Consider the following 25,822-nt stretch of genomic DNA (forward strand, 5'->3'; position numbering starts at 1 on the left):
GCGCCAGACAAAGAAACTGTTTGGCGCCTACCCTTTTGGATACAGGCATGAGCAGCTTGCCTTGATCATATATGCCGCTATCGCTCCAGCCAGTCGAACAACGCCTTGTATTGTTGGGTCAACTTGTGGCCAGGGTCCAGATGGATAAGCGGCTTGCTCTGCTGGTGGGACTCTTTCATCTTGACCGACCCCATAAGGTACGTCGGGATAATCGGCATGTCCGTCTTTTCCAGTTCACCTAACAGCGCTCGAGGAACACCGGCATTGGCCTGGAACTGATTGACGACGATGCCTTCCACACGCAAACGATCACTGAAGTCCTCCTTGATCTCTTCAATATCAAGAAAGAGCTCACGTAACGCATTAAGCGAAAACGTATCGCAATCAAAAGGAATAAGGCAGCGGTCAGCTGCAATCAAGGCCGATACACTATAAAAATTCAAAGCCGGTGGTGTGTCGAGATAGATACGATCGTAATCATCGATCAACTTCTCGAGGTATTTTCCCAACTTCTGGATTTTATATTTGGCTTCGAGCTTCATCTGAATATCTTCCAGCTCGCGGGAAGCCGTTATGATGCTCAGATTATGAAAGGGCGTCTCGAGAATAGAAGCCTTGGCTTTCTTGGCCGAATCAGAAACCGTTTGCTTGAAGAAGTCGGCAATACCGGCCGGAATCTCGTCGCCTATAAAGCCTGTCAGATAATGAGTGGAATTGGCCTGTGGGTCCAGGTCAATCAGAAGTGTGCGAAAGCCCTCAGCTGCGCTGATGGCGGCGAGGTTGCAGGCAATACTGGTCTTGCCCACGCCTCCCTTTTTGTTGAAAACCGCTCTGATCATTTGCTTTGAAAACTGCTCCTTGCATGGTAAGACGGTAGTGAGCACAACACGTTTAAAGCGGCACTCTTTAACCAGAGTCCCGCTTCCGCGTTTTACACTGCCTCGGCCAGACTTTCCCTGGTCAGCCGGACGTCTTGCAGCGCATCAATGCGTGTCGAAAGCGTCTGAGCAAAAGCATCGGCTTCATATTCCGTATAGAACTTGACCGGAATATTATTCAGCCAAACAACCCATGTGGATTCAGCTTGTACTTTTTCTATGCGTATATCCATTTCACATGCTCTAAGCTTTAAAGAAATCGACTTCTCGTTTTTGCGCCTACCTTTTAACCTTCAAGAAATAGATTGTCTATATTTCTATAATAAATAAGTAAGCAAAGCTTAATATTCAGTTGTTTTATTACACTATTATTTCAATAGCATTAAATTTAAGTTTCATTGCGTCTTTATGAGATCATAATGCTATCAACATAGCTATTATAACGCCTTGCTTGATTGGCTTCTGGCACGCCCTTACGTGTATCAGCATTCACACTGACGCATTGGGTTAAAAAGGTTGTTTGCAACTAGGCGGACGGCTCTCGTATAAAAATACGACAGTGCTCAAGGTCAGCTAGGCAAGCGCGACGATAGGCTCAGACCCAACGCACCTTACCCGCAGTTAACCTCACTATTTGAAATCCCGGCTCCGGGTATCCAGTCCGTCAAGCAGCTCGCTCAGGTCTGTAAGACGACCCGCGATGAGATGAAGCACTCCTTCCTTTCGTTCAACCGTACCATCGATACGCAGCAGCCTCGACTGCAGCAGTTCGCGTCGCTGCTGCTCGGCAAGGTCACGCCATACGACCACATTGACCATTCCATACTCATCTTCAAGCGTTACAAAGGTGACGCCACTGGCAGTACCAGGGCGCTGCCGACCAACGACGAGGCCGGCAATGCGCGAGAGCTGCCCATGATATCGCTCGGCAAGTTCGCGCGAATCAAGCAGCCGGCGAGTTCTGAGCTCAGCCCTAAGCAGTGCTAATGGATGTGGCCCCAGCGTAGTACCTGTAGCGGCGTAGTCAGTATACAGATCGTCTGCCACAGTAGGCTCTGGTAATTTGACGTGTTCCTCGCTCACCACTGCGCCCTCTGTGAAGAGAGGCAACTGCGGCTCGATAGCAGCCATATTCCAGCGGGCCTGGTAGCGATGCCCCGCCAGGCTTTTGAGCGCGCCAGCGTCTGCCAGACATTCACGCGCTCTGGCATCGAGCCCTGCTCGCAGGCACAGATCGGCCACACTCAAAAACGGTTGTACCGTACAGGCTTTTTCAATAGCGCGTCCGGCTGATTCCGAAAGCCCTCGAATCATTCGCAAGCCCAACCGGATTGCAGGCTGGTCGGTGTCTGCCTGCTCCAGACTACAGTCCCAATGGCTGTGACAGACGTCGATTGGACGCGTTTCAATACCGTGTCGCCGGGCATCCTGTAACACCTGATCAGGGCTATAAAACCCCATGGGCCAGCTATTGATCAAGGCACAGGCAAAAGCGGCCGGCTCATGGCATTTCAACCAGCAACTGGCATATGTCAGTAACGCAAAGCTGGCTGCATGGGATTCAGGAAACCCATAACTGCCAAAGCCCTGAATCTGCAAAAAAATACGCTCGGCAAATTCCAGGGTATAGCCATTGGCAAGCATCCGCTCGGTCAGTCTTTGCCGATGCGGCTCCAGTCCGCCGTGGCGCTTCCAGGCGGCCATGGAGCGACGTAATTGATCGGCCTCGCCAGGCGTGTAGTCTGCAGCCACAATTGCCAGCTCCATGACCTGCTCCTGAAACAGCGGAACCCCCAAGGTACGCTCGAATACACGCTTCAGGCGGGAGGGATAAGCGATAGGCTCCTCGCCGTTACGGCGGCGCAGATAGGGATGGACCATATCACCCTGGATAGGCCCGGGACGAACAATTGCCACCTCGATGACCAGATCATAAAACGTTTGTGGTTTGAGCCGTGGCAGCATAGCCATCTGGGCCCGTGACTCGATCTGAAAAGTGCCAAGAGTGTCTGCACGACTGATCATGGCATAGGTCTTTCGGTCTTCCTGGGGAATGGTGGCCAGGGTAAGTTCACGTCCCTTATAGTGCCCAATCAGATCGAAGCAGCGGCGTAGCGCGCTAAGCATGCCCAGCGCCAAGATATCTACTTTTAGCAGCCCCATGGCGTCCAGATCGTCCTTGTCCCACTGAATAACGGTACGCTCGGCCATCGCTGCATTTTCTACAGGTACAAGCGTCTCCAGTGATTGCTCCGAAATGACGAATCCACCTGGGTGCTGCGAGAGATGCCGTGGAAAGCCAATCAACTCACCGGCCAAGACGAGCACTCGCTTGAGCAACAGGCTCTCCGGGTCAAAGCCGGCCTCCTGCAGGCGATCCGGAGGCGGTATACGATCGCTCCAGCGACCGCAGCATTCAGCCAGGGCATTGATCTGATCCGCCGGCAAGCCCAGCGCCTTGGCCACGTCACGCACGGCGCCAGCCGCGTGGTAGGTATTGACCACCGCCGTCAGGGCTGCACGTGTGCGCCCGTAACGTTGAAAGACATACTGGATGACCTCTTCACGGCGTTCGTGCTCGAAGTCCACATCGATGTCTGGCGGCTCGTTTCGCTCATGGGAAATAAACCGCTCGAACAGTAAATTGATTCGCGTCGGGTCAAGCTCGGTAATCCCCAGGGCAAAGCATACCGCCGAGTTGGCTGCTGAGCCCCGACCCTGACAGAGAATGCCTTGCTCTCGTGCAAAGCGGACGATGTCATGCACGGTCAGAAAATAACTCTCGTACCGCTTCTGGCAGATCAGCTCAAGTTCACGATCCAGCTGTTTCGTAACAGTGTCCGGCGCACCTTCCGGCCACCGCCAGATACTGCCCTGCTCTACCAACCTGCGTAGCCAGCTACTGGGCGTATGCCCCTGGGGCACCACCTCCGAAGGATAGTGATACTGTAGTTCGGTAAGCCTGAAACGACAGCGCCGGGTAATCTTCACCGACTCGGCCAGCAACGCTGCCGGATAGCACTCAAACAGTGTTTCCAGCGTACGCAGGTGGCGTTCGCCATTGGGGAACAATCGCTGCCCAGCTTCGGCGACCGTTACATGATGCCGAATGGCGGTCATGGTGTCCTGCAAGGCCCGTCGACCTCGTGCGTGCATATGCACATCGCCACAGGCGACCAGAGGCAAATCCAGGGCGGCGCCTAGCGCCTGAAGCCTTACCCATCTTTCGGCATCATCCGGACCATAATGTCGCTCGACACCTACCCATAGGCGCCCGGGAAAGCACTCGCTCAACCAGCTGCCCTGCGCATTGTCGTCCGTGTCAGGCAGCCAGATCGCCAGAAGTCCCGAGCAGTGATCGGTAAGGTCCTCCTTGAGCAGACGATAACGGCCCTTTTCCGCACGGCGCCTCGCTCGGGTAATCAGTCGGCACAGATGGTGGTAGCCGCCCAGGTCTTCCACCAGCAGCACAACCTTGGGACCTTCACTGATACAGAATTCAGCACCCACAATCAGAGGTAGGCCATGTGCTTGTGCGGCTTGCCAGGCGCGTACGATACCGGCAAGCGTGCACTCATCCGTAATGGCCAGCGCCTCATATCCCAGGCGTTTGGCCCGTTCAAATAACTCATCGGCACTGGAGGCGCCTCGCTGAAAACTGAATTGGGATAAACAGTGCAGCTCCGCATAACCAGCGCTCATGCAAACCACCCATGCAACCACCAACCCGGCCGCTGTGCGATTGCCTGATAAGCCCAGGCCAGGCGGCCATTGGGAAGCTCCACCAGATAGTAATCCCGGCGTATATCGCTGCCGTCCCACCAGCCAGACTCGATCCGCTCGGGGCCGGCCAGAATACGGGGTGCCGCCTCGCCCAGTGGAATAGGTTCACGTAACAGCCACGCCGGGCGCTTCCCCTGGGCAAGCATCTGTAGATCACATGATCTGGCATCCTGGCGCCAGGATGCCTCCGGCCGATGATCCCCCTGGCCGCCAACCGCATAGACGGCCGAATCACCAAGGCGTGCTCTGAGGCGTTCGCGTAACTGCTCCCATGACAGCGTCTGCTGCGGTCGCGGTTCAAACAAACTACGGTGCTCCGGTACAAAGGGTGGAAGTTGCTCCGCGACCAGCCGCAACGCCAGAATGGGCGCCGTAACCTGCTGGATTTCCAGCCGCCCACGGGCATATTCAAACAACAGGCCCGCATCCCGTTCGGGTGTCAGGAGTCCTACCGTGATCAGGCTATCCGGTTGCGCACGGTGCTCCAGATACAGCATGAAGCGCTGCACACCACTATCCCTCCCGGCCAGGTACATGGCCAGATCCAGCGTCAGGCGACGTAACGGAAATAGAAGTTGCTGGTTCGACTCCACTTCAAAGTTAAACTCTACCCGCGTATCAAAGGTATCAGGCGGCCGGTAGAAGCCCAGCGCCAATGGCCTTCTACCCAGTAACAGATCGAGTTGGGTCAGCAAACCGGCGGGAAAGCGCCTGGCTATTTCGGCTCTGGGCAGATCCATTACCTGCCTGAGTCGTCTGAACCCCATACGGCCAAGCGATTGCACCAGAGCGTTATCCAGACCAGCCCGGTCCAGCGGCAAGGGGCCGAGCCTTTGCCACAACTCCGTATCGTTCGCGATAACCAGATCATCCGAGACATTGGCCATGATGCGCGCGGATACAGGATTGGGCGCCAGGGTAATACGGTGGCTGAAGCCGAGCGCCGCCAACTCGTCACGTAGGCGTCTGGAAAAGGCTGGCCAGGGGCCAAACAACGGCATGCTCGATTCAACTTCGAGCAGGAGCGCTCGCGGATAATGCAGACTCACCTGGGCACTGAAGCCATATGCCCAGGCAGCCAGAAGATTCTGGTTGCGCTCGATATCGTCCAGATCGTATTCGGCTGTTGCAAAGCCCGGGCATAAGGTTTGTGCAGCGGCGAGGGTCAACCCTGGCGCCAGCCCCAACGCCCTGGCACGGGCATTGACTGCACGCAGGACGCGCCGTTGTGGCGTACCTCCGAGCAAGACCAGGGGTTCGGTACATTCGGGACGGTGACGCAGCACACCGTCCAGCGCCAGTTGTGGCAGCAGGATACACGCCCATTTCATAGCGGCCCCCTTAGCGCCAGGCAGCCGCAGGAAGAGGCAGTGCTTTCGGTTGACCGCTACGGCACTTGAGGATGCGCAGCTGTAGCGGGCTGGGCTCTATCACCAGCCGTAGAGCAGCAGGTGATGGATTGGCAGCCTCTTCAAGGCTGCGGTAGACAAATGCCAATGTCTGTCCGGTCTCGGCCGCCACTTGTAGCCTGCGTAGCGCCTTGTCATCCGCACGTTCCGGCCAGCACAGTACCGCACCACAACTGCCCGAGCGAAGGCATTGCTCTGCAGCCCATAAGGTTTCCCGCCCCTTGGCTTCGACGATACTTACCAAGCCCATATCGACCCCAGCGGCGATCCAGGCCTGGGGATAAGGCAAGTAAGGGGGTGCAATCAAGGTAACTCGCTCACCGCTTTGCGTCAGCCGGGCAAGCGTAGGCCAAAGCAGCTTGATATCCCCTATTCCGGTATAGGGCAACAGGATCTCAGTCAAGGCAGCCTCAGGCCAGCCGCCAAAAGGCAATCGCTCATCCAGCTCCGCATATCCGGTTGGCTGAGTGCCTATTCTGACCTGAACGCCGTGGCCCTTCCAGACCCGACGACTATCAAGCAGGCCCTCGAGCGCTACCACATTGCTCATGGCATGCCTCCCGCTTTGCGCAGGGCATGGGTCAGCTGGAGATTGTCTCCGGCCAGCGGCTTGAGCAGTAGCCTGAGCAAAGCCAGGCGCGCATGCCGAACCGAATTAAATGCCTTAAAGCGGGAGATGTGCCGATGGGCCTTGACCAGACCGTTGTAAGTATCAACGAGGACTGGTTTGTTATATGGCTTGCCTTGCAGGTGATTGGCCTGCTGGGCTTTTGCTAGAACGCCACGTAACCTATCCAACGTCTCGTTGAGTAAGTGATCATAACGAAGCAGTGATGATTGTGGTCGGAACAGAATGACTTGCAGATCAAGCGAGTCGATCGTTTCACTGAGCTTGTCCATGTGGCCCTACCTTGAGCACGACAACGTTTTCAGCATCCTTGCAAGCCGCTGGTTGGAATGTGCTCTCGGAAAGCCTGTGCGCCAGATGAAGATAATCTTCCTGCGCCATCCAACAGACAGGGTCGATCTGTTTTTCAGGGCTGAGTCGTCGTAAAAGGGCAAGCATGAACATGGGTGAGACCTCCTTTGCTATTACTGTATAAATAAACAGTAATAAGACAAACGGTATCTCGCAATCTTGACTCCGACGAACGGTATATCAAAAGGCTTTTATTTAGCACGCATTCTTCTTACCTCATCACTGAACCCATACCATGCTCTACCCTTCAAAACCTGTTCAGACGATTTCCAAGCAACTCCAGGAAGACCTTTACCCTAAGTGGGATATAACGCCGCGTCGGTAGCAGCGCCCAGATAGACAGCGCCTGCGGCTGTACATCATCCAGGCTGACCTCTATCAACGAACCGGCTGCCAGCGCTTCATGCACATCCCAATAGGTCAGCTGCGCCAGACCCAACCCCTGAAGGCAGGCAGTACGAATACCTTCAAGGCTGCTGCTGGAAAGCCGCCCCTCCACCCGAATCGAGCGCACCTGCTGCCCTGCCATGAAAGGCCAGTGCTGAAGGCCGTTCAACAGGAGACAGGCGTGACGGGACAATTCACTTGAGTTAACAGGCGTGCCGTTGAGCCGCAGGTATTGTGGGGAGGCACATAACACACGTGGATTGACTGCCAGCTGACGTGCGATCAGGTTCGAGTCTCGCAAAGGTGCAATGCGAATGGCTACATCGATACCGCTCCCCACGATATCGACAATGTTATCACTCAGATTCAAATCCACCTTCAAGGCAGGATGCTCTGCCAAGAGCTGGGGTAATAGAGGCGCAATCACCGTGCGGCCAAAAACCGCTGGCGCGGTGATCTTCAGCACACCGCGAGCACCAGAGGCCTCTGGAGAAAGCGTAGCACGTGCAGCTTCCTCAGCCTCCAGCATGGTCTGGGCATACGGTAAAAACGCCTCGCCTTCAGGCGTCAGCGATACGGAGCGGGTCGTGCGGTGAATCAGCCGAACCCGCAACTCACGCTCCAATGCCGCCAGTCGACGTGAAACGGACATAGGAGTCATGCCGAGGCGGCGGGCCGCACCTGACAAACTCCCCGCCGCTGCAATGGCTGCCAGGACGCCAACATCTTTCATATCCATAGACTTTAACGCCTACCGTTATACCGGTTACTCACTTGTGCAGACTACAGAAGCACTCAAGATCTCGCTATCGTAACCACACGACCCCTCTTCAAGCCTATCGATAAAGGCTTGGCAAACTTCTCTTTGCATTAAAGCCTTTGGAGACATCATCCCATGGTCAAGACACTTTTCACCCATTTCGATATAAACGGCGTATCGTTAAACAACCGCCTCGCCGTGGCGCCCATGACACGTGTCAGTGCCAATGAGGACGGGACCCCGAACGACACCATGAATCGTTACTACGAGCGCTTTGCACGTGGTGGGTTTGGGTTGATCATCACGGAAGGCTTGTATACCGATCAGGCTTACGCTCAGGGTTATGCGTATCAGCCCGGGATAAGCGATGACGTGCAAGCTCAGGCTTGGAAACCTCTTGTGAATACCCTGCATGCCCAGGGCAGCAAGGTTTTTGCACAGCTCATGCATGCCGGCGCACTGACTCAGGGCAATCGTTTTCGCAACGACACCCTCGCCCCCTCTGCCCTCCAACCCAAGGGCGAGCAGATGACGTTCTACCGTGGTCAAGGCCCTTATCCCCTGCCAAAAGCAATGACCGAAGCAGACATCGCTGATGTCATCAGCAGCTTTGCCCAGGCAGCCAAGCGGGCGGTGGAGGTTGCGGGATTCGATGGCATAGAGATCCATGGCGCTAATGGCTACCTGCTCGATCAGTTCTTTACCAACTACACCAACACGCGTGATGACCGCTGGGGTGGCGATATTCGCCAGCGTCTCTCGCTGAGCCTTGAAGTGTATAAAGCGGTTCGCTCTGCAGTCGGCGCTGACGTGCCGGTGGGAATTCGTATCTCCCAAGGCAAGGTGAACGACTTCGAGCATAAATGGAAAGAAGGCGAAGCCGGTGCAGAAATTGTATTTGGTACGCTGGCCGAAGCGGGTATCAACTTCATCCACGTGACCGAGCACGAAGCATGGCAGCCTGCCTTTGGCGAAGGTCCTAGCCTTGCAGCACTGGCACGTCGTTATGCACCCGGTGTTACAGTTATCGCCAACGGCAAATTGCATGACCCGGAGCGGGCAGCACAGGCGCTGGAAGACGGTGCCGATCTGATTGCCATTGGACGCGGAGCGCTGGCCAACCCCGACTGGCCGCAAAAAGTGGAGAATGCACAGGCACTGGCCGAATTCGATCCTAGCCTGCTAGGCCCGATTGCCCATATCAAAGAATCCGAAACGCTTTGATATCCAAGTCTATTACTTCTCTACCAAAGTAATATTCAAGCGATACAGCCACCCAAACGGCCAGACATCTGTCTGGCCGTTTTGCTTCAGCTCTACGTGCTACCGCCTTACGCTACTGGACAACAGCTCGTAGCCCCTTATTTTTCTGCCTTGAATGTCAACGCAATCAAGCTCTTCGCTCTCTTAATGTATATCCCCACAAGGCCATGTATGGCTGGCCAATCAAAATTCGATTATTTATGTAAAGTTTGCTTTACATATCTCATAAAGTGGTCAATGATGGAAAGTAGGCTTTACATCAGGAGCATTACATGTCCCGGTATCACTATGAGTTAGGCGCTGCACTTCTTCTTTATAGTACCGTTCTGGTCGCATCCCTGATCCTACTGCGGCATCTTGAAGGCGCCAGTCTGGCAGTACAGACAGTGGTTTCCTTATTGCCCATCGTACCGGCCGGGTTGATGTGCTGGGCAATCGTCCGGCAGCTTCGCCGTCTTGATGAGATGTACCTGCGCATCCAGCTTGAAGCGCTCGGCTTTGCCTTTGCAGCTTCCGCCCTGCTGACCTTCAGTTATGGGTTTCTTGAAAACGTAGGTTTTCCCCATATCAGCTGGCACATGGTGTGGCCAATCATGGGACTCATGTGGATGATAGGGCTGAGAATAGCGACGCTGCGTTACCGATGAAAAACAGACTCAAGGAGCTACGCGCCGAACGTAACTGGTCCCAGGCCGATCTCGCCTCGCAGCTCGACGTTTCCCGACAAACCATCAATGCCATCGAAAACGGCCGCTACGACCCTAGCCTGCCACTGGCCTTTCAGATAGCACGGATTTTTGCCTTGCCTATCGAGGCAATCTTTGATGATGATCAATAAGGGTTACTAACACATTCAGATATGTGTGTACTTTCATGGCCTAAATGGCTTCGAGTGCCTCAAGCGCAGCCAGCCATTGAGCTTTAATCTCAGGCTAACTGCTGCCTGGCCTGCTATGCGCAAGGATCATGTGATGCAGTAACTCAAAATTCTTGTGCGGTTTGAGCGACATTTACGCTGTCTGATTGAGACATAACCGGCAGGCTTTAGCAGGCCCCGTCGCCCATTCAGAAAGGGGCTGGTTGGATAAAGGTTGTATCTGCAAATACTGTAATTGCACCAAAATCTCCTTCGAGAGTATAGCGACCCTTACAGCATGAGATTGACTCTATTTCTCCAAGAGTCGCGAAGCCATCCACTGTGCAAAGTCCTGTCTTTAACGATAATGCGTAGAATCGAATCTTTATCTTTGAGGTATCTCGATTATGAGAAAAGACAGTTACTCTCTCATTATCGGAGGTAAGTGTCGTAAACTGTACGAACAACTCGCCAGCCTCTAATTTAATCCCAAGAAGCTGGCCTTCTTCTAGCTCTGTTAGCTCTATGCAAGCCTTACAATTTTTGGGCAAGTTTAGGCTTTAGCCAAGCCCTAGTAAGCAGGAGCAGATAATCTGAACCCTTTATTAGATAGAGAGACAACTGCCCACAGATTCTTTCAGGATAGCTACGAGCTCAGGGTCCATATATCTGTAATCGTCTGGAATTTCCAGTACATGAATAGGCTTATGCTCCAATAGACGAGTAAAATCCGCCACTAACCTGCTCTTATGCTTTTGCTCCATGACAATAATGACGTCCGCCCAGCGTATGTCCGAAGGACCTACCGTTTTTCGAGCATTTGGGCTTGTACCTGCAGACCGAACACTGATGCCTGGATGTTTGCGCCAGACTGCTTCAGCTGTAGGACTTCGCCACTGATTACGGCTACAGATAAATAGTATATTCATAATTAAATTATTTTCTAAAGTTTGTTTGTCATCATTATTCTTACGTATTTTATTTACTGGATAGAATTTCCAGTATTTAGCTCTTATAATTTATCCAAGCTTATATATTAATCTCCGGCTCTTCTCGGACTTTCCTCCACTCACTAGAATAGGCATCGTCTTTATATTTTAAAATCGGTATTATCCAAGTAGATAATTAAAGAGCATCTGCTAGAGTTCCGGCAATAAGCTTGCTTGCGAACAATATCGAAGTGGTTCAGCTGACTATGTACCTAACACCTGAGTTAAGCCGCGCCACAAAGCGGCAGCGGCTTGGATGAATTACTAGCTCACATCATCGCACTTTAGCAGCTGCCAGTGCCAACTGGATGAAAGGCTCCTTTGCCGCTTGATAGGCGCTCTTGTCCGATGGATATTGCGCCGCCAGACTAAGCTTGAGTTCCTGGTAGGCCGACCGAAGCGCACTCTGTCGGAACGAAGCAGGTTCCGAAACACCAGATGCTCTATCCAGAAGGCGGAGCCCAGCTCCACCGCGTGGACATGCACGCGCAGCGGGCCGGTGGACTTAACAAAATACCGCCTGTTTGGCAGCTCCCGTTCATATCTTGCGACGTACTCGTAACCGGCGCTTACCAGATCAGGAACTTTCGATTCGATGGCCGTAAGACTTCGGGCGCCCACCAAAATGTCCAAGACGGGCTTCGCGGCCAAGCCCGGCACGGAGGTGCTGCCAACATGCTCAATCTCCATAGTGCATGGTGACAGCACGTGCAGCAGCTCTTCGCGGATCGCGCAGAATGCTTTTGGCCACTCATGAGAATATGGACTAACTACGACAATGGCCATGCCGGCTAGCGCTTAAGCTGACAGGCGCGCTTGCGCGTTCTGGTTCAGCGAAGAGTTATGTTGGGACATCTGTCTGCCTCCTCGATATTTCTTCAGCAATTCTCTTCACGTCACTTCTATTTTCGGCTGTGTGTTTTATCAATGGCGACGTCCAGTCATGGTTCCTAAGTAATAGAATTCTATATTCCGTTTGATAAAACCCGATGTCTAAGATGAGATTTGACCCATCTTTAGCTCGCAACTCTGCTTGATACAAATCCTCATTGACGTCGTAATTGCGCTCTCCATCAGCATCAAACGGTTCGGCATCTGGAAAAGCCGAAAACGTCTCTTTCCACCCTGGGGCGAGGTCTATTCTTAAAAACCTAGTCATCGGCTTAGCACAACATAACGCTTGGTTAAGGAGCGGGCTTTAGCCCGTCCTGATGAGCGAAGCGACCAATCTGAACCAGTTGTTAGGCGTTTATTGCAGAGAAGCACAGACACGGTTGCAAACCTCAATAATCCTCTCATGAGTAGAGCGGGTGATTTCCACTTGGCCTACCGAATACTGTGAGTCAGAAACCGGGCCTTTTATGGCTGGCTTTTCCGAGAACGAAAAATTGGATAGATGAGCGCTTAATTCACTGGAGCGACCTAGCCAATATGATTTGGAAAAAGAAACTACTGGCGGCGCCCCAAACGAAACGCAAAAATATCTAGCATTTCACTATTAGTCCCACGACGCTGAAATAGCAATGTTTCATTGTTTGACTTGCCCAGCGGGCGAAAGTTACTGGATTCGAGGACTTCAAAAATTTCTCGGTATCTCTGTCCGCCAAAACCGCTGACGAACTTTCCCACCATTTTCTCAGTTTCAGTCACGATTCCTCCTTGCGTCTAACGTTTGGCTAAGGGCCGGGCTTTAGCCCGTCCCAGTGAGCGTAGCGAGCGGTTTGAACCATTTGTTATAAGTCACATTTAGTTAACTATTGTTTTACGAAACCCATTAATTGAATTTTGTATTTAATCTTTCGTATCTAGCTTTTGCCATCGCCTTAAGTTCATCAGGCTGGTAGTTCAAAGGCGAGTAAACTCCCTCTGAAAACTCAAAGAAATACAGTTAGTAGACCTCATACCCTTTCTCTTTTATGAAGTCGCAGAATTCTTTATCTTTTGGCCTCAAGAAAACATCGCACCAAAATGGCAATCCTTCGTCCAAATATGCTTTTGCCTCCCTAAATGCTTCCTCAAAATCGTCCATAAGTGTAGATCCTTGTGACTTATAACGTTTGGTTAAGGGGCCGTCCCAGCGAGCGGAGCGAGCGATTTGAACCAGTTGTTAGAAGGCGTTAGCTCATGCTGCCAACCAGCTTTGATGCGGCTCTGGTGTAAAAATATATTGGGTTGCCCTTAGAGTTGTAGTTTTGCACAAGCAAGCCCAAACCAACCATTAGAGCAAGGTCATCTCTAAAAAAACGAGATTCCTTACAGATGTAATTTGGTCCTGGGCTTAGAACTAGCCTTTGGTCGCGGCTGCCCAGTTCATTTGACAAAAGAAAGAACTCTGTATGATGCTCTTCCATTAAGGCTAGTAGCTCCAGCGCTTGCTCGGATATTGACTCTTTCGCATATGCTAAAGCTAGCTCTTCTACGCCGTTAGAGCGGCTTGCGAGTATTGCTATTCTGTTTGAGATATCGTCCAGCTTTTTATGGACGTCATCAAGGCCTTTGTTTAATAAAGCTTTGATGCTTACCGTGGTAGCGTGGTTGCTTTCGATTGAAGCACGTATTTCTTCATGGTTATGCTCGGTTAACCATGCAAGAAAGTCAGATACGGCCGCCTGCTCTGATGCCTGTCGGCCTGAGGAAAAAGCAGACAACAACCCTACAATTGTTGCGAACTCTGCGATCATACTTTTGCCTTCTAACGATTAAGCTAACAGGCGAGTAAAAGCGTAGCTTTTGCAAGTCCAGTGAGCGGAGCGAACGGTGTTGAGCGACTTGTTATGTTTCATTGCTAATGAGATTTTTCAGCTGGGCGATGGTGAGCCATGGCCTTGAGCGGTGCAGTATCCTATGGCAGTTTGAGCACACCATCGCTATGTCTGATATTTTGGTTTTCTGGGCTGGAAGCATTTCGCTAACTGGAATTGTATGGTGAGCCTCAATGAAGTTGAAACCTCTTTGGCCATAGGCCTTTTCGAAGTCGAAATTGCAAGCTTCACAAAAAAGACGCTTATTTTTTCTTTTAAAATGCTCTTTTGCTTGCGAGATTAACGCTGAGTTTCGCTCTCGTGCGAGATGTCTTCGCTCAACAATTTTCCCTTCAGGAAAGCCTTCTGACGAAGTTTCATGGCTTTTAAAGTCTGATTCTTCAAGATCCAGGGTCCAGAATTTTCTTTTCTTGTTGTAAGGCGTGGAGCCTAGGCTTTCGCAGTATTCAATATATTTTGATCTAGATCGCTGTTTTCGACTAGTTTTCCAAGAAGCTTGGAAATTGCAGGGGTGGTGTCTCTTCCGTCGCCTGCGTCTTCGCTGTGAGATTGTATTGAGTTGTTGGTATAGCCAATATAACGGCTAGGGGCGAAGCGCAGTTCTTGACCAACTTTGTATGCAATAAGACACTTTCCCTTTCTTATTAAATCCGAGCAGTAAAGCTGTTCATCGTCTGTGCCTTCGCACAAATAATCCTCGAATAGTCGGAGATTTTCTATAATCTCATCTTGTGCTGTTACGACGACCATGTTTCGACCTCAAGATGGGACATAACGTTTGGTTAAGGGGCGGGCTTTAGCCCGTCCCAGTGAGCGAAGCGAACGGTTTGAACCAGTTGTTAGCCGAGCTCTCATGTGTCGCCGGAAATAACATGGATGATTAAGTTAAGTGAGCCATCGTTCAGCAATGGTGGGTAGTTTTGATCTGAGTGAGTAAGGGAAAACAGAGAGCCTGGCTGTGTGTCGGATGGCATTGAGAAATAGGTGTAGAGACGATTTTTTACAGAATCGGAGTACGTGATATGAATTTCCGAACCTTCAATTTTTATAGCAGCGAGCTGGCCATGGCACTTGGTGTTCAGTGAGGAAAATAAGGAATGTGTAGTGCAAAGCTCAAAGAATGCTGATGCGCCGTGTCTACCTTTATGAATTGACCTAGCGACTGCATTGAGTTCTGCTGTCTTACCGTGAAGATGCAGTTCCTTATTTTTCAACTCCGCGAACATGATTGCTCTCTGGCTGTAGATTTTAACGTCTTTGGCGGCTAACGCTTGGTTAAGGGGCCGGCTTTAGCCGGTCCCAGTGAGCGAAGCGAGCGGCTTGAACCGCTAGTTAGGTTGCCTTGCTACGGTCTGAGTAGTAGAAGCCTAAAACTGTACCTATGAGTGTGCCGGAAAAGGCTAACACTTCGCTAAAGTATGGGCTTTTTAGCACCGCACTTAAAAACACACCAAACATTAGAAGAAAAACCACCATAAAGCCTAATATCGCTGGCATGCGCTTATTAATTCTCTCGGTTCGGGGTTCTGCTTGTCCGATACCGCCACAGACACCACATGGAAGCCCAGCGAACTCTTTGCCTTTCAACTCATGTTCTTTTACGCAAACAGCACAAGAAGATTCGTTAGTGCCGTTTTTGCAAGTTCCTACGCCAGAGCAGTGAGCGCAGGGATATAGGTTAGATTTGATCTGGTGCATATTCCCTTTGCAACCTAACGTTTGGTTAAGGGGCGCCCGCAAGCGTGGCTTGCGGGCGCCCAGAGTGAGCGAAGCGAACGAACTTGAACCGTTTGTTAGGCTTCATTGCACGCCTCGCTTTGAACCTATGTGTTTTGCCATTGTGTCTATTAAGAAGAACGCAGAAATAGGTAGCGATAGCCAAAATAGGATTGGGCTCCAGAACATGCTGAAACCTAACCAAGGCAGAAGATCAAAGCCGCCTACAGAGCACGGGGCCAAATATTTGATGTTTCCCTGGCAGCCGAAGTGATGATAGGAGAAAACTCCTAGCTTCCAGAGTGCAAAGAGAATGACTGATGGTATTGCTGAAACGATGTATTTGGACATCCATGTCATTTTGATACCTAACGTTTGGTTAAGGGGCCGGCTTTAGCCGGTCCCAGTGAGCGAAGCGAACGATTTGAACCACTAGTTAGGGGAGGCTAAAGGCCGGGGTAATGACCTTCATCATCCACCAAGTACACCTGATTTAAATACCAGCGACCCTGTGCTTTGACTAAATGATACTCATAAATTGGCGAGTAGTAGGGCTTGGGAAACTCGGTGCGAACAATGGCGTTATCACCATTTATTGCGCTTGAGATTATATTTTCCTTTCTGTGGATCGTGAGCTGGCTCGGATCCATATGCTATCGGTTCCCCCTTAAATCCAGGGAGAGTATATTTACTCAGCAGTTTTTTATACGACTCTTCTGCTAGCTCCATGGCTTTGATTGATGCGTGCGCAGAGTCTACTTTTAGTGCGTGATTATTCCATGACAAATAATCGGCTTGGAACGATTTAACTAAACTCTCTGGAGTATCCATTCCACTTGCATTTTGGCTCAGCGAGAATAGGCCCAGAACAAAGGGGATTAGCCTTTTCATGTGATCCCTAACTATTATTAGGCGTCGAGTGACGGATAACACGCTGGACGCGTCTGACGCATAACCTTCCCTGTCATTTCTATTTTCCTTTCTAAAACGGGCCTTTCCAAGGAGCAGTGACGGTATAAGCACGTTATACATCATGCTCAGGGCGGCACGGCTGCGGGAGCAAATTGAGCCCAGACATTACTCGATTCGCATGGGGCGCGTCTATTACAGGTAGGTTTAATTTTCAAGCAAAAGAAACGAGATTCAGTTCATACTCCTTCGCTTACACAGATGCTTATGCCAACGCTCCATGTCATAAACATGCAGCATCTAAAGCCACTATTTGGCTTTTTCCAGCTTGGCTCACAGCCCCAGTAGGGATATCAAACAGCCGCTCGCCTATAGGTAAGTCATGCCTACTGCGGTGTGAACCGTCTTTTAAAAAGCCTGAGGACAGACTTAAGGCGGAGGGCAAATCATCCATAAGGCGGGTGTCTCCCCTCTTCTCAGCCGCTACCTTGGCGCACATTTTTAGTTTGGAAAAGTGTGCGTCTACACATGAAATCGAAAGCCTTTCTGTATCTGGCTGTGCTGTGGCTAGCCGCCTGCAAACCTGAAGCGCCTGCCCATGCACCTGCAGCACCGCCGGTTGAGGTGGCGGTGGTAACGCTGAAGTCACAACCTGTCCCCTTGGTTGCCGAGCTTAACGGCAGAACCGTTGCCCATATGGAGGCTGAGGTTCGTCCACAGGTGTCAGGCATCATTACACAGCGCACCTTTGAAGAAGGAACACTCGTCAAGGCCGGGCAGGTTCTCTACCGAATCGAACAGGCACCCTACCGTGCCTCGCTAAACCAAGCCAAGGCCTCGCTGGCTAATGCTCAGGCCACGTTGCAGGCCGCCAAGCTTAAAGCCGAACGCTACAACGACTTGATCAAGATTGAAGCCGTCTCCCAACAGGAGGCTGACGATGCCAAGGCCAGCTATCAGCAAGCTCTGGCTACCATTGCCGAGCGCAAGGCGGCGGTTGAGTCTGCACAGATCGACCTGAACTTCACGCAGATTACGGCGCCTATTGCTGGGCGGATCAGCAAGAGCAGCATCACGCCGGGTGCTCTGGTAACAGCCAATCAGGAGACCGCGTTGGCAGTTATCCGTACGCTGGACCCTATCTATGTGGACATCACTCAATCCAGCGCCGCGCTGCTCAGGCTCAAGAAGGCCTTGGGCAATGGCGTCGCCGCGGGCAGCACTGATGTCAGCCTTCGCTTGGAGGACGGCTCGCTCTATCAACATTCGGGAGTGTTGAAATTTGCAGAGGTTGCCGTGGATCAGGAGACCGGCTCTGTCACGCTTCGCGCACTTTTCCCTAACGCTGAAGGGCTTCTTCTGCCCGGCATGTATGTGAGAGCCCTCTTGCAAGAGGCCGTTGCGCCTCAGGGACTCCTTGCGCCTCAACGAGGCATTACCCGAGATGCAAAAGGCAATGGCATGGCCCTGGTTGTAAACGCCAACAACACGGTTGAAGCACGTGAAGTGGTTACAACCCAGGCTATTGGTAGCAGTTGGCTGATTCAAAGCGGATTGGCGGAAGGCGATCGCCTCATCGTTGAAGGCACCGGCAAGGTCAAGGCGGGGGCGACGGTACATGCGGTTGAATTCAAACCGGCAGGTTCCGGTGAGGCTCGCGCCACGCAGCAGGGACAGTAACCGATGTTTGCACATTTCTTTATCAAGCGACCGGTCTTCGCCTGGGTCATCAGTATAGTCATCATGCTTTTTGGCGTCCTGGCAATACGTACTCTACCTATCGCTCAATACCCGGATGTGGCTCCCCCAGCCATTTCAGTCAGCGCCTCCTACTCCGGCGCCTCGGCCGAGACCATGGAGAACAGCGTTACGCAAATCCTTGAACAGCAACTCAAGGGGCTGGATGGCCTTCAATCATTTTCCGCCAGCAGCAGCTCCACAGGACGAACCAGTATCACGGTGACCTTCAACCAGGGCATTGATCCCGATAACGCTCAGATCCAGGTCCAGAACAAGGTCCAGCAGGCGCTTACGCGTCTTCCCTCCGAGGTGCAGCGGCAAGGCGTCTCGGTGACCAAGGCGCAGAATGATTTCCTGCTCATCATGGCCCTGTACGACGACACGGATCGTTCATCCTCTACGGATATTTCCGACTACATGGCCAGTAACCTGCAGGACCCTATCTCACGGGTTGCTGGTGTAGGCGATGTGCAAATATTCGGCTCTGAATATGCCATGCGCATATGGCTTGATCCTTCGAAGCTGGCCACCTATGGATTGATGCCCTCTGACATCACTGCCGCTATGCAGGCACAGAACACTCAGGTTTCTGCTGGGCAGATTGGCGGATTGCCTTCTCCACCGGATCAGGAGCTCAACGCCACCGTCACCGCACAATCGCGACTGCGTACACCCCAGCAGTTCCGGGACATCATCTTGAAGAGCGATTCGTCAGGCGCGCATGTGCATTTGGGCGATGTGGCTCGGGTGGAGCTGGGCAGTGAGAGTTACGGCATTGTCACTCGCTTGAACGGCCATGCTGCTGCAGGACTTGCAGTGAAGCTTGCACCTGGAAGCAATGCACTTTCTACAGCCGAAGGCGTAAAGGCGCTGGCACAGGAGCTGTCCAGTAACTTTCCTGAAGGCTACCACCTGGAATTCCCGCTCGACAGCACGGAATTTATCAAGCTTTCAGTTCATGAGGTCATCAAGACACTCTTCGAGGCCATTGCCCTTGTCGTCGTGGTGATGTTCATTTTCCTGCAGAGCTGGCGCGCAACCCTTATCCCGGCGATTTCCGTTCCGGTGGTGCTGTTGGGCACATTCGGCGTGCTATGGATTGCAGGATATTCCATCAATACGCTCACCCTGTTTGGCGTGGTGCTGTCCATTGGCCTTCTGGTAGACGACACTATTGTGGTGGTGGAAAACGTTGAGCGCTTGATGACGGAGCGCAAGCTGTCTGCCCTTGACGCCACCATGGAGTCAATGACGGAGATCAACAGTGCGTTGATCGGGATTGCCATGGTGCTGTCTGCCGTTTTTCTACCCATGGCTTTCTTTGGCGGGTCGACAGGGGTTATCTATCGGCAGTTTTCCATCACTATCGTAGCGTCTATGGTGCTGTCGGTGTTCATTGCACTGACCCTCACACCCGCCCTGTGCGCAACATTGCTCAAGCCAGCCGAGCATCGGGCGCACTCTGGTTTCTTTGGCTGGTTCAACCGCACCTTCAACAAGAACCTCAACCGCTATGAGCATGGAGTAACGGGCGTACTCAAACGCCCGGTACGGTTCATGCTCATTTATGGATGCTTGGGTGCCGTACTGGTCGTGCTGTATATGCGTTTACCCAGCGGCTTTCTGCCTACCGAAGACCAGGGCTCGAACATGGTGCAGTTTACCTTGCCGGTCGGAGCCTCCCAGAAGCGCAGTCTGGAGGTTGGCAAGACCATTGAGCGCCATTATCTGGAAGCCGAAAAGGACAACACCAAAGCAATTTTTACCATTGTCGGATTTGGCTTTGGCGGAAGCGGCCAGAATACGGGCCTTGCGTTTGTTGCCCTTAAAGATTGGAGCGAGCGCACCGATGAAAAAGATCGGGCCGATAGTATTTCCAATCGCGCCATGGCCACCTTTTACCGTTCCCGCGATGCGCAGATCTACGCCCTGACGCCACCTGCGATCCAGGGCCTGGGCCAATCGTCTGGCTTCACGTTCCAGCTACAGGCATCAGCCACAACGGACCGTGTTCAGCTCCTGGGCTTTCGTAATCAGCTGTTAGGGCTGGCCGCAGCAGAGCCGTCCCTGGCAGCCGTTCGCCCAAGCGGCCTGGAAGAAACTCCACAGCTCAAAATCGACATTGATCAATCCAAGGCGGTTTCCAGCGGGCTAGCGTTGAGCGATATCAACTCGACGTTAAGTGCCGCCTGGGGCAGTACCTATATCAATGACTTTATCGACCGGGGTCGCGTCAAGCGGGTATACATGCAGGGTGACGCCCCGTTTCGCTCGCAGCCTGATGATTTGTACCAGTGGTATGTGCGTGGTCAGTCCAACGCGATGACACCTTTCTCGGCCTTTGCCACTACGCATTGGGAGCGCGGCCCGGACAACCTTGAACGCTTCAACGGCCTTGCCTCATACGCGATTCAGGGTCAGGGTGCTCCGGGTGTCAGCTCGGGTGAAGCCATGGACACCATGGAGCGCTTGGCCAGCCAGTTGCCCCAGGGGACGACCTTCGCCTGGAGCGACTTGTCCTATCAGGAGCGCGAATCCAGCGGGCAGGCCATTCGCCTTTATGCCCTGTCCATCCTGATTGTTTTCCTCTGCCTAGCAGCCCTCTACAACAGCTGGTCGATTCCCTTCTCAGTGCTCATGGTCATTCCGCTGGGTATTGTCGGCACCATTCTCGCAGCTACCTTACGGGGGCTGGAAAACGATGTCTTTTTCCAGGTTGCGCTCATTACCACCATTGGCCTGGCTTCCAAGAATGCCATTCTGATTGTTGAGTTTGCCGAAGCGGCTGAGCAGCGTGAGCTCTCCATCTGGAATGCTGCGCTTGAGGGTGCTCGCTTGAGACTTCGCCCGATCGTTATGACCTCGCTGGCCTTCATGGCAGGTGTGCTGCCTCTGGCCGTTGCTACCGGTGCGGGTGCCAACAGCCGCATCTCCATTGGCACCGGCATCATTGGCGGTACGCTCACCGCAACAGTGCTTGCGATCTTTTTCGTACCGCTGTTCTTTGTGCTCGTCCGCGGCCTCGCTATCCGCTTCCAGAAGAGCAAGACCCCATCCGCTTCGCAGGAGACACCGTGATGCGCCTGAGATATTTAGCGCTGCTCATGCCGATGGCTCTGCTTGGCTGCACCCTCGCTCCCACTTATGAGCGCCCCGCCGCCCCGGTTCCTTCAACGTGGCCGCTGGGAACTGGCTACACGCCCTCTGTACAAGCCTTTGTGCCAGCCACTTGGGAAGCGCTTGTGCTGGATGCCGATCTACGATCCGTCATAACGCTTGCGCTAGCCAATAACCGGGACCTGCGCAAAGCGGCGGCCAATATCGAGTCGGCTCGGGCGCAGTATCGTCTGCAGCGCTCCGAACTCTGGCCCCAGCTAAACGCCAGCGCCAATGCTTCACGTTCACGCACTCAGGTTGAGACGTTGGGCCAAAAACAGACCGTCTATAGCAAAAGCGTTTCGGCAAGCGTTGGGCTTAGCGCCTATGAGCTGGATTTGTTTGGACGCGTGCGGAGCCTGTCCGAATCAGCACAGCAGAGTTTGCTGGCTACAGAAGAGGCTTCCCGCGCCACCTATATCAGTTTGATCGCGGAAACAGCCAATGCCTACCTGACGCTCGCGTCTGACCGGGCGCAACTGAGGATCTCGGAGGAAACGCTGGAAAGCGCGGATCGCACGGTCAGTCTGATCCAGGGTCGGCTCTCGGCAGGCATCGCCTCCCGCGTAGACTTGCGGCAGGCCCAGACGATCTATGAACAGGCACGCGCGGATATTGCCAATTACCGGACGCTTGTTGCTCAGGACCGCAATGCACTGGAACTGTTAGTCGGGCAGACACTGGATGATGCGGTGCTACCCCAACCATTGGCAGCAGATAAACCATTGTTTGCAGAGATCTCGCCTGGACTGTCTTCCGATGTCCTGCTCAGGCGCCCGGATGTGCTTCAGGCGGAACATAACCTGTTGGCAGCCAATGCCAATATCGGGGCTGCTCGGGCAGCATTCTTTCCACAGCTGAGCCTTACTTCCTCTGTAGGCTTGAGCAGTAACGAGCTGTCATCGCTGTTTTCAAGCGCCAACAAGGTCTGGTCGTTCATGCCCTCTGTTAGCATCCCGATCTTCACCGGTGGCGCCAACACAGCCAACCTGAACTACAGCAAGGCCCAGCGGGACTATTACGTCGCTGACTATGAGCAAAGCATCCAGACCGCTTTTCGTGAGGTGGCTGACGCGCTGGCCAGGCACGACACATTGGAGGAGCAACTTTCTGCCCAGACAGCTCTTTTGGAAGCGGCCAGCGAAAGCTACCAGCTCTCGGATGCACGTTATAGACGGGGTATTGATACCTTCCTGAATGCGCTCGATGCGCAACGTACGCTCTACAGCGCTCAGAAATCGCTGATCAATGCACGTCAAATCGCGGAGGAAAACCGCATCGAGTTGTACAGAGTGTTGGGTGGTATCTGATAAACAAAGGCCCGGCCGAATACCGGCTGGGCCTTTACTAGACTGCGCTTTCAGGACCCATGATGCGTCATCAATCCTTGCTTCCAGGCGAAGGCAACGGCTTCTGTACGATCAACCAAGTCGAGTTTGGAGAGCAGGCTGCTAATATGGGACTTCACTGTTTTCTCACTGATATTCAGTGCAGTAGCAATGCGCACGTTACTGCCCCCAGAGGCAAGCTCGCGAAGCACATCAAGTTCACGCTCGGTCAGCTCCTTGAAGGGATCGACCTTGGGCTCGCGAATTCCCCTGACCACTTTGAGAAGCTTCGACGCGATAAAGGGATGAATAATGACCTCACCTCGCGCGATCCGGCGGATCATATCAATCAGCTCATCACCCAACATCGTCTTGACCAGAAAGGACTGAGCACCCGCCTCGATGGCAGCAAAGGCCAACTCATCCTCTTCGGTAGAACTCAGGACAGCTATCTGGCTACCCGGACTTACCTCCAGCAGTCGCTTGATGGTCTCCACACCGCTCAACCCTGGCATCATCAAATCCAGCAAGACAAGCTCAGGCTTGGACGCCTGAGCGAGCTCAATCGCTGTCTGCCCATCTCCCGCCTCGCCTATCACATCGAACTCGCCGGTAATGTCGAGCAGACTTCGGATACCCTGTCTGACAATGGCATGGTCATCAACCAGCAACACGGTGGTTTTCATCATTGCCCTTCTGTGGGTTTAAAGGAGATTTCAACGGTCGTTCCCTCACCAGGCTCGCTGCAGATATCAATACGCCCTTCCAAAAGCCAATGGACTCTTTGACGCATATTGCCCAGGCCCATTCCCGAGCTGGTGTGCCCTGGATGAAAGCCTTGACCATCGTCCTCGATTTTAAGAACAAACCGCTCTCCCTGACGAACGAGGGATATCCATAGATGCGAGGCGTTGGCATGTCGAAGCGTGTTGGCTGCCCCCTCACTAGCAATCAAGAGCAGCTCAGTTGCAACCGCATCCTCCTCATTCAACCAGTGCATCACCTCTTCCTGAATATCGACAGACCATTGGATGGCGCTGCCCTCAAGCAGGTTTGCCAGGTTCTGCTTCAAGGCGCTATCCAGGCCTAGTTCGGCCACTGTAGGTGCCGAGAGGCGATGGATAACATCGCTCATGTCTCGTTGAAGATGCTCAACGAGCTTGAGTGATGAGCTGGCCAGCTTGCTCTGCTCGGGATGGGTACTGCACAGGCGGCGTAAGAGGCTGAGCTGCAGCCCTAGGGCGAAGCACCGCTGCTTTGCGGTATCGTGCAGTTCGCGGGCCAGCCGACTGCGCTCATCCTGCGCAGCGATAGCCTGCTTGACCTCAATCACACCTGCTACCGCATCAGCCATATGATCGAATCGCTGGGCCAGCCGGCCGAACTCATCATGTCCCTCATCGTTGATACGCATATCGAGTTGGCCCTGTGCCCAGGTATTGGCTACCTGCTCGGCATGACGAATTCTATTCAGCAGGAAGAAAGCCAGCAGCAGTGCGGTGCAACAATTACTGATCAGCATGTAGGGCCAAAGCCAACCAAACTGACGGCTCGTATCCGCCCAGAAGGCTTTCCATGGATCAAACCCTTCCATACCTAGAACAAGCCTATCTGCCTCTTGTGGTAGCTGAACAACCGTCGTGCTAAACCAGATATCACTGCCGGTACGCGTCTCATCGCTTTCAACCTTGATACTGTTACCCTGGCGGCTAACTGTCTGCATTCTGGCTTGAAGCGGCTCCGTCAGTTTGGCGGGGTAATGACATTGCAGCCCCTGCTCATTGCGGTACAGCGCTGCAAGACGCCCCTCCCCAAGAGACTGGCTAAAACTATTACCAGCCTTGCCTGTTAATACACCAGAACCAAAGATACGATGGACCAACAATTCAAGCAGTGCCTGGCAGCGTTCAGGCGTAGCGGCGGCTTGCAGCAGCTCAGCCACCACCCTGCCCTCTACCGCAACACGGTCGTGCAATTTATCTTCACTTAGCGCCTCTTTAAGCTCAACCTGACTTTTCCAGGTACCGAGGCCGATGATTGCAACTGTAGAAGAACCAGAGATCACGAACAGACTGACAAAAAATTTGATGAACAGTCCGCCCAGCCATCGCTTGGGCGTGAATAACGAGGCGAGCCTGGAGAGAGTAAGCAAGGAGGGCGTGAATCCTGATCATCGGGTTATATGATCATTTTGCCATGAACCCTTCAGCAGCGCCTGCGGCCTATCAACTGCATCGTGAAGATTGGAGAATCTCCTCGCGTTAAGACGTCAAGCTTTGCCTTTGGGTATGGAAATAGGCAAGACTCCATTTTTCTATCTACTGCGAAGGAAACCATGAAAACTTTCCTGTCCAGATTAATGATTCTTGGCTTAGCGTGCCAAGTTGCTCAGGCGGCCTGCCAGCGAGAGGCCACTGATTTTAATTATCCGTCTCAGCGTTTGGATGAAGCATTACAGCGGCTGGCTCATAGTACCGGTTGCCCTGTCACGGTGGACCTTACCCCTTTCGCAGATCGGAAGGTGCCTGCACTGCATGGCCGCTATACGCCTGAAGAAGCGCTCTGGCAGCTAATAAAAGGAACAGGACTCGAAGGTTACCCTACGGCTGATGGGCTGGAAGCGAATACCCATGAACAGGATGCCGTCGGGGTCAAGGCAAAGGCTGTACGTAACCTCATCAATGCTAACAACGGCTCGATTACCAAGGCTAAACAGCAGCATTACGAACAGCAAATCAAGGAAGTAGAAACCAACGCAGCGGACCTGGCTCGCCAGCAGGGTTTTATCAGTGCCGGGGAGCGCAGCTCATTTCATCGCAGCCTGGACGGGATACTCAACGAACTGAAGCGCTAGGTTATCCAGCCTATACAGGTCGCTTTGAGAGCAGGCGGCTGACTTCTGTTGCA

At 52.9% G+C, this 25,822-nt stretch carries 25 protein-coding genes and 1 pseudogene; 7 read left to right on the forward strand and 19 right to left on the reverse strand.

The window, feature by feature from the left end; all coding sequences use genetic code 11:
• Positions 1-77 precede the first annotated feature (77 nt).
• The 8 genes from JQR90_RS22710 to JQR90_RS22745 form a co-directional block, all read right to left on the reverse strand.
• Entirely contained in the window at positions 78-839 is a 762-nt protein-coding gene (locus JQR90_RS22710) for a ParA family protein (RefSeq protein ID WP_010798654.1), read from the reverse strand.
• Between the two features lie 92 nt (positions 840-931).
• A complete protein-coding gene (locus tag JQR90_RS22715; RefSeq protein ID WP_010798655.1) occupies positions 932-1,111 on the reverse strand; it encodes a hypothetical protein in 180 nt (59 codons plus the stop codon).
• Positions 1,112-1,508: 397 nt separating this feature from the next.
• The gene (locus tag JQR90_RS22720; RefSeq protein WP_196122122.1) at positions 1,509-4,601 is read right to left on the reverse strand and encodes an error-prone DNA polymerase; all 3,093 of its coding nucleotides are present in this window, start codon (positions 4,599-4,601) and stop codon (positions 1,509-1,511) included.
• The gene (locus JQR90_RS22725) at positions 4,577-5,992 is read right to left on the reverse strand and encodes a Y-family DNA polymerase (protein WP_434140821.1); all 1,416 of its coding nucleotides are present in this window, start codon (positions 5,990-5,992) and stop codon (positions 4,577-4,579) included. Before JQR90_RS22725 ends, JQR90_RS22720 begins: the two co-directional genes overlap by 25 nt.
• Before the next feature lie 10 nt (positions 5,993-6,002).
• Positions 6,003-6,620, reverse strand: coding sequence for a translesion DNA synthesis-associated protein ImuA (gene imuA / locus JQR90_RS22730; RefSeq protein ID WP_010798658.1), 618 nt, complete (start codon positions 6,618-6,620; stop codon positions 6,003-6,005).
• Positions 6,617-6,970 carry a hypothetical protein gene (locus JQR90_RS22735; RefSeq protein ID WP_010798659.1) on the reverse strand — a complete coding sequence of 118 codons (354 nt, stop codon included), beginning with the start codon at positions 6,968-6,970 and terminating at the stop codon, positions 6,617-6,619. Before JQR90_RS22735 ends, imuA begins: the two co-directional genes overlap by 4 nt.
• Complete coding sequence (locus tag JQR90_RS22740) at positions 6,954-7,142, reverse strand: hypothetical protein (protein WP_010798660.1); 189 nt, start codon at positions 7,140-7,142, stop codon at positions 6,954-6,956. The genes JQR90_RS22735 and JQR90_RS22740 overlap by 17 nt, the downstream gene beginning before the upstream one ends.
• A gap of 154 nt (positions 7,143-7,296) precedes the next feature.
• Positions 7,297-8,175, reverse strand: coding sequence for a LysR substrate-binding domain-containing protein (locus JQR90_RS22745; protein ID WP_010798661.1), 879 nt, complete (start codon positions 8,173-8,175; stop codon positions 7,297-7,299).
• 156 nt (positions 8,176-8,331) lie between these two features.
• On the opposite strand from JQR90_RS22745, the gene JQR90_RS22750 reads away from it, so the two are divergent.
• From JQR90_RS22750 to JQR90_RS22760, 3 genes are all read left to right on the forward strand, one after another.
• A complete protein-coding gene (locus tag JQR90_RS22750; protein WP_010798662.1) occupies positions 8,332-9,420 on the forward strand; it encodes an NADH:flavin oxidoreductase in 1,089 nt (362 codons plus the stop codon).
• 311 nt (positions 9,421-9,731) lie between these two features.
• Positions 9,732-10,106, forward strand: a complete 375-nt coding sequence (locus JQR90_RS22755) for a hypothetical protein (RefSeq protein WP_010798663.1) — start codon at positions 9,732-9,734, stop codon at positions 10,104-10,106.
• Entirely contained in the window at positions 10,103-10,297 is a 195-nt protein-coding gene (locus JQR90_RS22760) for a helix-turn-helix transcriptional regulator (RefSeq protein WP_010798664.1), read from the forward strand. Before JQR90_RS22755 ends, JQR90_RS22760 begins: the two co-directional genes overlap by 4 nt.
• Before the next feature lie 623 nt (positions 10,298-10,920).
• On the opposite strand, the gene JQR90_RS22765 is transcribed toward JQR90_RS22760, so the two are convergent.
• From JQR90_RS22765 to JQR90_RS22805, 9 genes and pseudogenes are all read right to left on the reverse strand, one after another.
• Positions 10,921-11,247: a low molecular weight protein tyrosine phosphatase family protein gene (locus JQR90_RS22765; RefSeq protein ID WP_073450684.1), complete on the reverse strand. Its 327-nt coding sequence runs from the start codon at positions 11,245-11,247 to the stop codon at positions 10,921-10,923.
• Between the two features lie 331 nt (positions 11,248-11,578).
• Entirely contained in the window at positions 11,579-11,755 is a 177-nt protein-coding gene (locus JQR90_RS22770; protein ID WP_371106398.1) for a GrpB family protein, read from the reverse strand.
• Positions 11,722-12,090 (reverse strand): annotated as a pseudogene (locus tag JQR90_RS22775) (GrpB family protein); the annotation flags it as partial. The pseudogene JQR90_RS22775 and the gene JQR90_RS22770, both read right to left, overlap by 34 nt.
• Positions 12,091-12,753: 663 nt before the next feature.
• Positions 12,754-12,954 carry a hypothetical protein gene (locus JQR90_RS22780; RefSeq protein ID WP_010798668.1) on the reverse strand — a complete coding sequence of 67 codons (201 nt, stop codon included), beginning with the start codon at positions 12,952-12,954 and terminating at the stop codon, positions 12,754-12,756.
• Between the two features lie 238 nt (positions 12,955-13,192).
• Positions 13,193-13,333 (reverse strand): hypothetical protein, encoded by a 141-nt coding sequence (locus JQR90_RS22785; protein ID WP_010798669.1) that lies wholly within the window; start codon positions 13,331-13,333, stop codon positions 13,193-13,195.
• An 88-nt stretch (positions 13,334-13,421) separates the two neighbouring features.
• Positions 13,422-13,985, reverse strand: coding sequence for a hypothetical protein (locus JQR90_RS22790; protein WP_010798670.1), 564 nt, complete (start codon positions 13,983-13,985; stop codon positions 13,422-13,424).
• A gap of 91 nt (positions 13,986-14,076) precedes the next feature.
• Positions 14,077-14,517: an HNH endonuclease gene (locus JQR90_RS22795; RefSeq protein WP_371106399.1), complete on the reverse strand. Its 441-nt coding sequence runs from the start codon at positions 14,515-14,517 to the stop codon at positions 14,077-14,079.
• Positions 14,496-14,816, reverse strand: coding sequence for a hypothetical protein (locus tag JQR90_RS22800; RefSeq protein ID WP_073450683.1), 321 nt, complete (start codon positions 14,814-14,816; stop codon positions 14,496-14,498). The genes JQR90_RS22795 and JQR90_RS22800 overlap by 22 nt, the downstream gene beginning before the upstream one ends.
• A 101-nt stretch (positions 14,817-14,917) precedes the next feature.
• Positions 14,918-15,292 (reverse strand): hypothetical protein, encoded by a 375-nt coding sequence (locus JQR90_RS22805; protein ID WP_010798672.1) that lies wholly within the window; start codon positions 15,290-15,292, stop codon positions 14,918-14,920.
• Between the two features lie 1,927 nt (positions 15,293-17,219).
• Between JQR90_RS22805 and JQR90_RS22810 the strand changes: the two genes are divergently transcribed.
• From JQR90_RS22810 to JQR90_RS22820, 3 genes are read left to right on the forward strand one after another with little or no spacing between them, the layout of a single operon-like run.
• Positions 17,220-18,371 (forward strand): efflux RND transporter periplasmic adaptor subunit, encoded by a 1,152-nt coding sequence (locus JQR90_RS22810; protein ID WP_010798674.1) that lies wholly within the window; start codon positions 17,220-17,222, stop codon positions 18,369-18,371.
• A gap of 3 nt (positions 18,372-18,374) precedes the next feature.
• Positions 18,375-21,509, forward strand: a complete 3,135-nt coding sequence (locus JQR90_RS22815; RefSeq protein ID WP_434140822.1) for an efflux RND transporter permease subunit — start codon at positions 18,375-18,377, stop codon at positions 21,507-21,509.
• Positions 21,509-22,897 carry an efflux transporter outer membrane subunit gene (locus JQR90_RS22820; protein WP_434140823.1) on the forward strand — a complete coding sequence of 463 codons (1,389 nt, stop codon included), beginning with the start codon at positions 21,509-21,511 and terminating at the stop codon, positions 22,895-22,897. Before JQR90_RS22815 ends, JQR90_RS22820 begins: the two co-directional genes overlap by 1 nt.
• 50 nt (positions 22,898-22,947) lie before the next feature.
• On the opposite strand, the gene JQR90_RS22825 is transcribed toward JQR90_RS22820, so the two are convergent.
• Both JQR90_RS22825 and JQR90_RS22830 read right to left on the reverse strand, forming a co-directional pair.
• The gene (locus tag JQR90_RS22825; RefSeq protein WP_434140824.1) at positions 22,948-23,601 is read right to left on the reverse strand and encodes a response regulator; all 654 of its coding nucleotides are present in this window, start codon (positions 23,599-23,601) and stop codon (positions 22,948-22,950) included.
• Entirely contained in the window at positions 23,601-25,067 is a 1,467-nt protein-coding gene (locus tag JQR90_RS22830; protein WP_434140825.1) for a HAMP domain-containing sensor histidine kinase, read from the reverse strand. Before JQR90_RS22830 ends, JQR90_RS22825 begins: the two co-directional genes overlap by 1 nt.
• Positions 25,068-25,250: 183 nt before the next feature.
• Between JQR90_RS22830 and JQR90_RS22835 the strand changes: the two genes are divergently transcribed.
• Positions 25,251-25,769: an STN domain-containing protein gene (locus tag JQR90_RS22835; RefSeq protein ID WP_434140826.1), complete on the forward strand. Its 519-nt coding sequence runs from the start codon at positions 25,251-25,253 to the stop codon at positions 25,767-25,769.
• Positions 25,770-25,822 lie beyond the last annotated feature (53 nt).

Source organism: Pseudomonas sp. JZ114, assembly GCF_051027705.1.
Taxonomy (GTDB): domain Bacteria; phylum Pseudomonadota; class Gammaproteobacteria; order Pseudomonadales; family Pseudomonadaceae; genus Chryseomonas; species Chryseomonas luteola.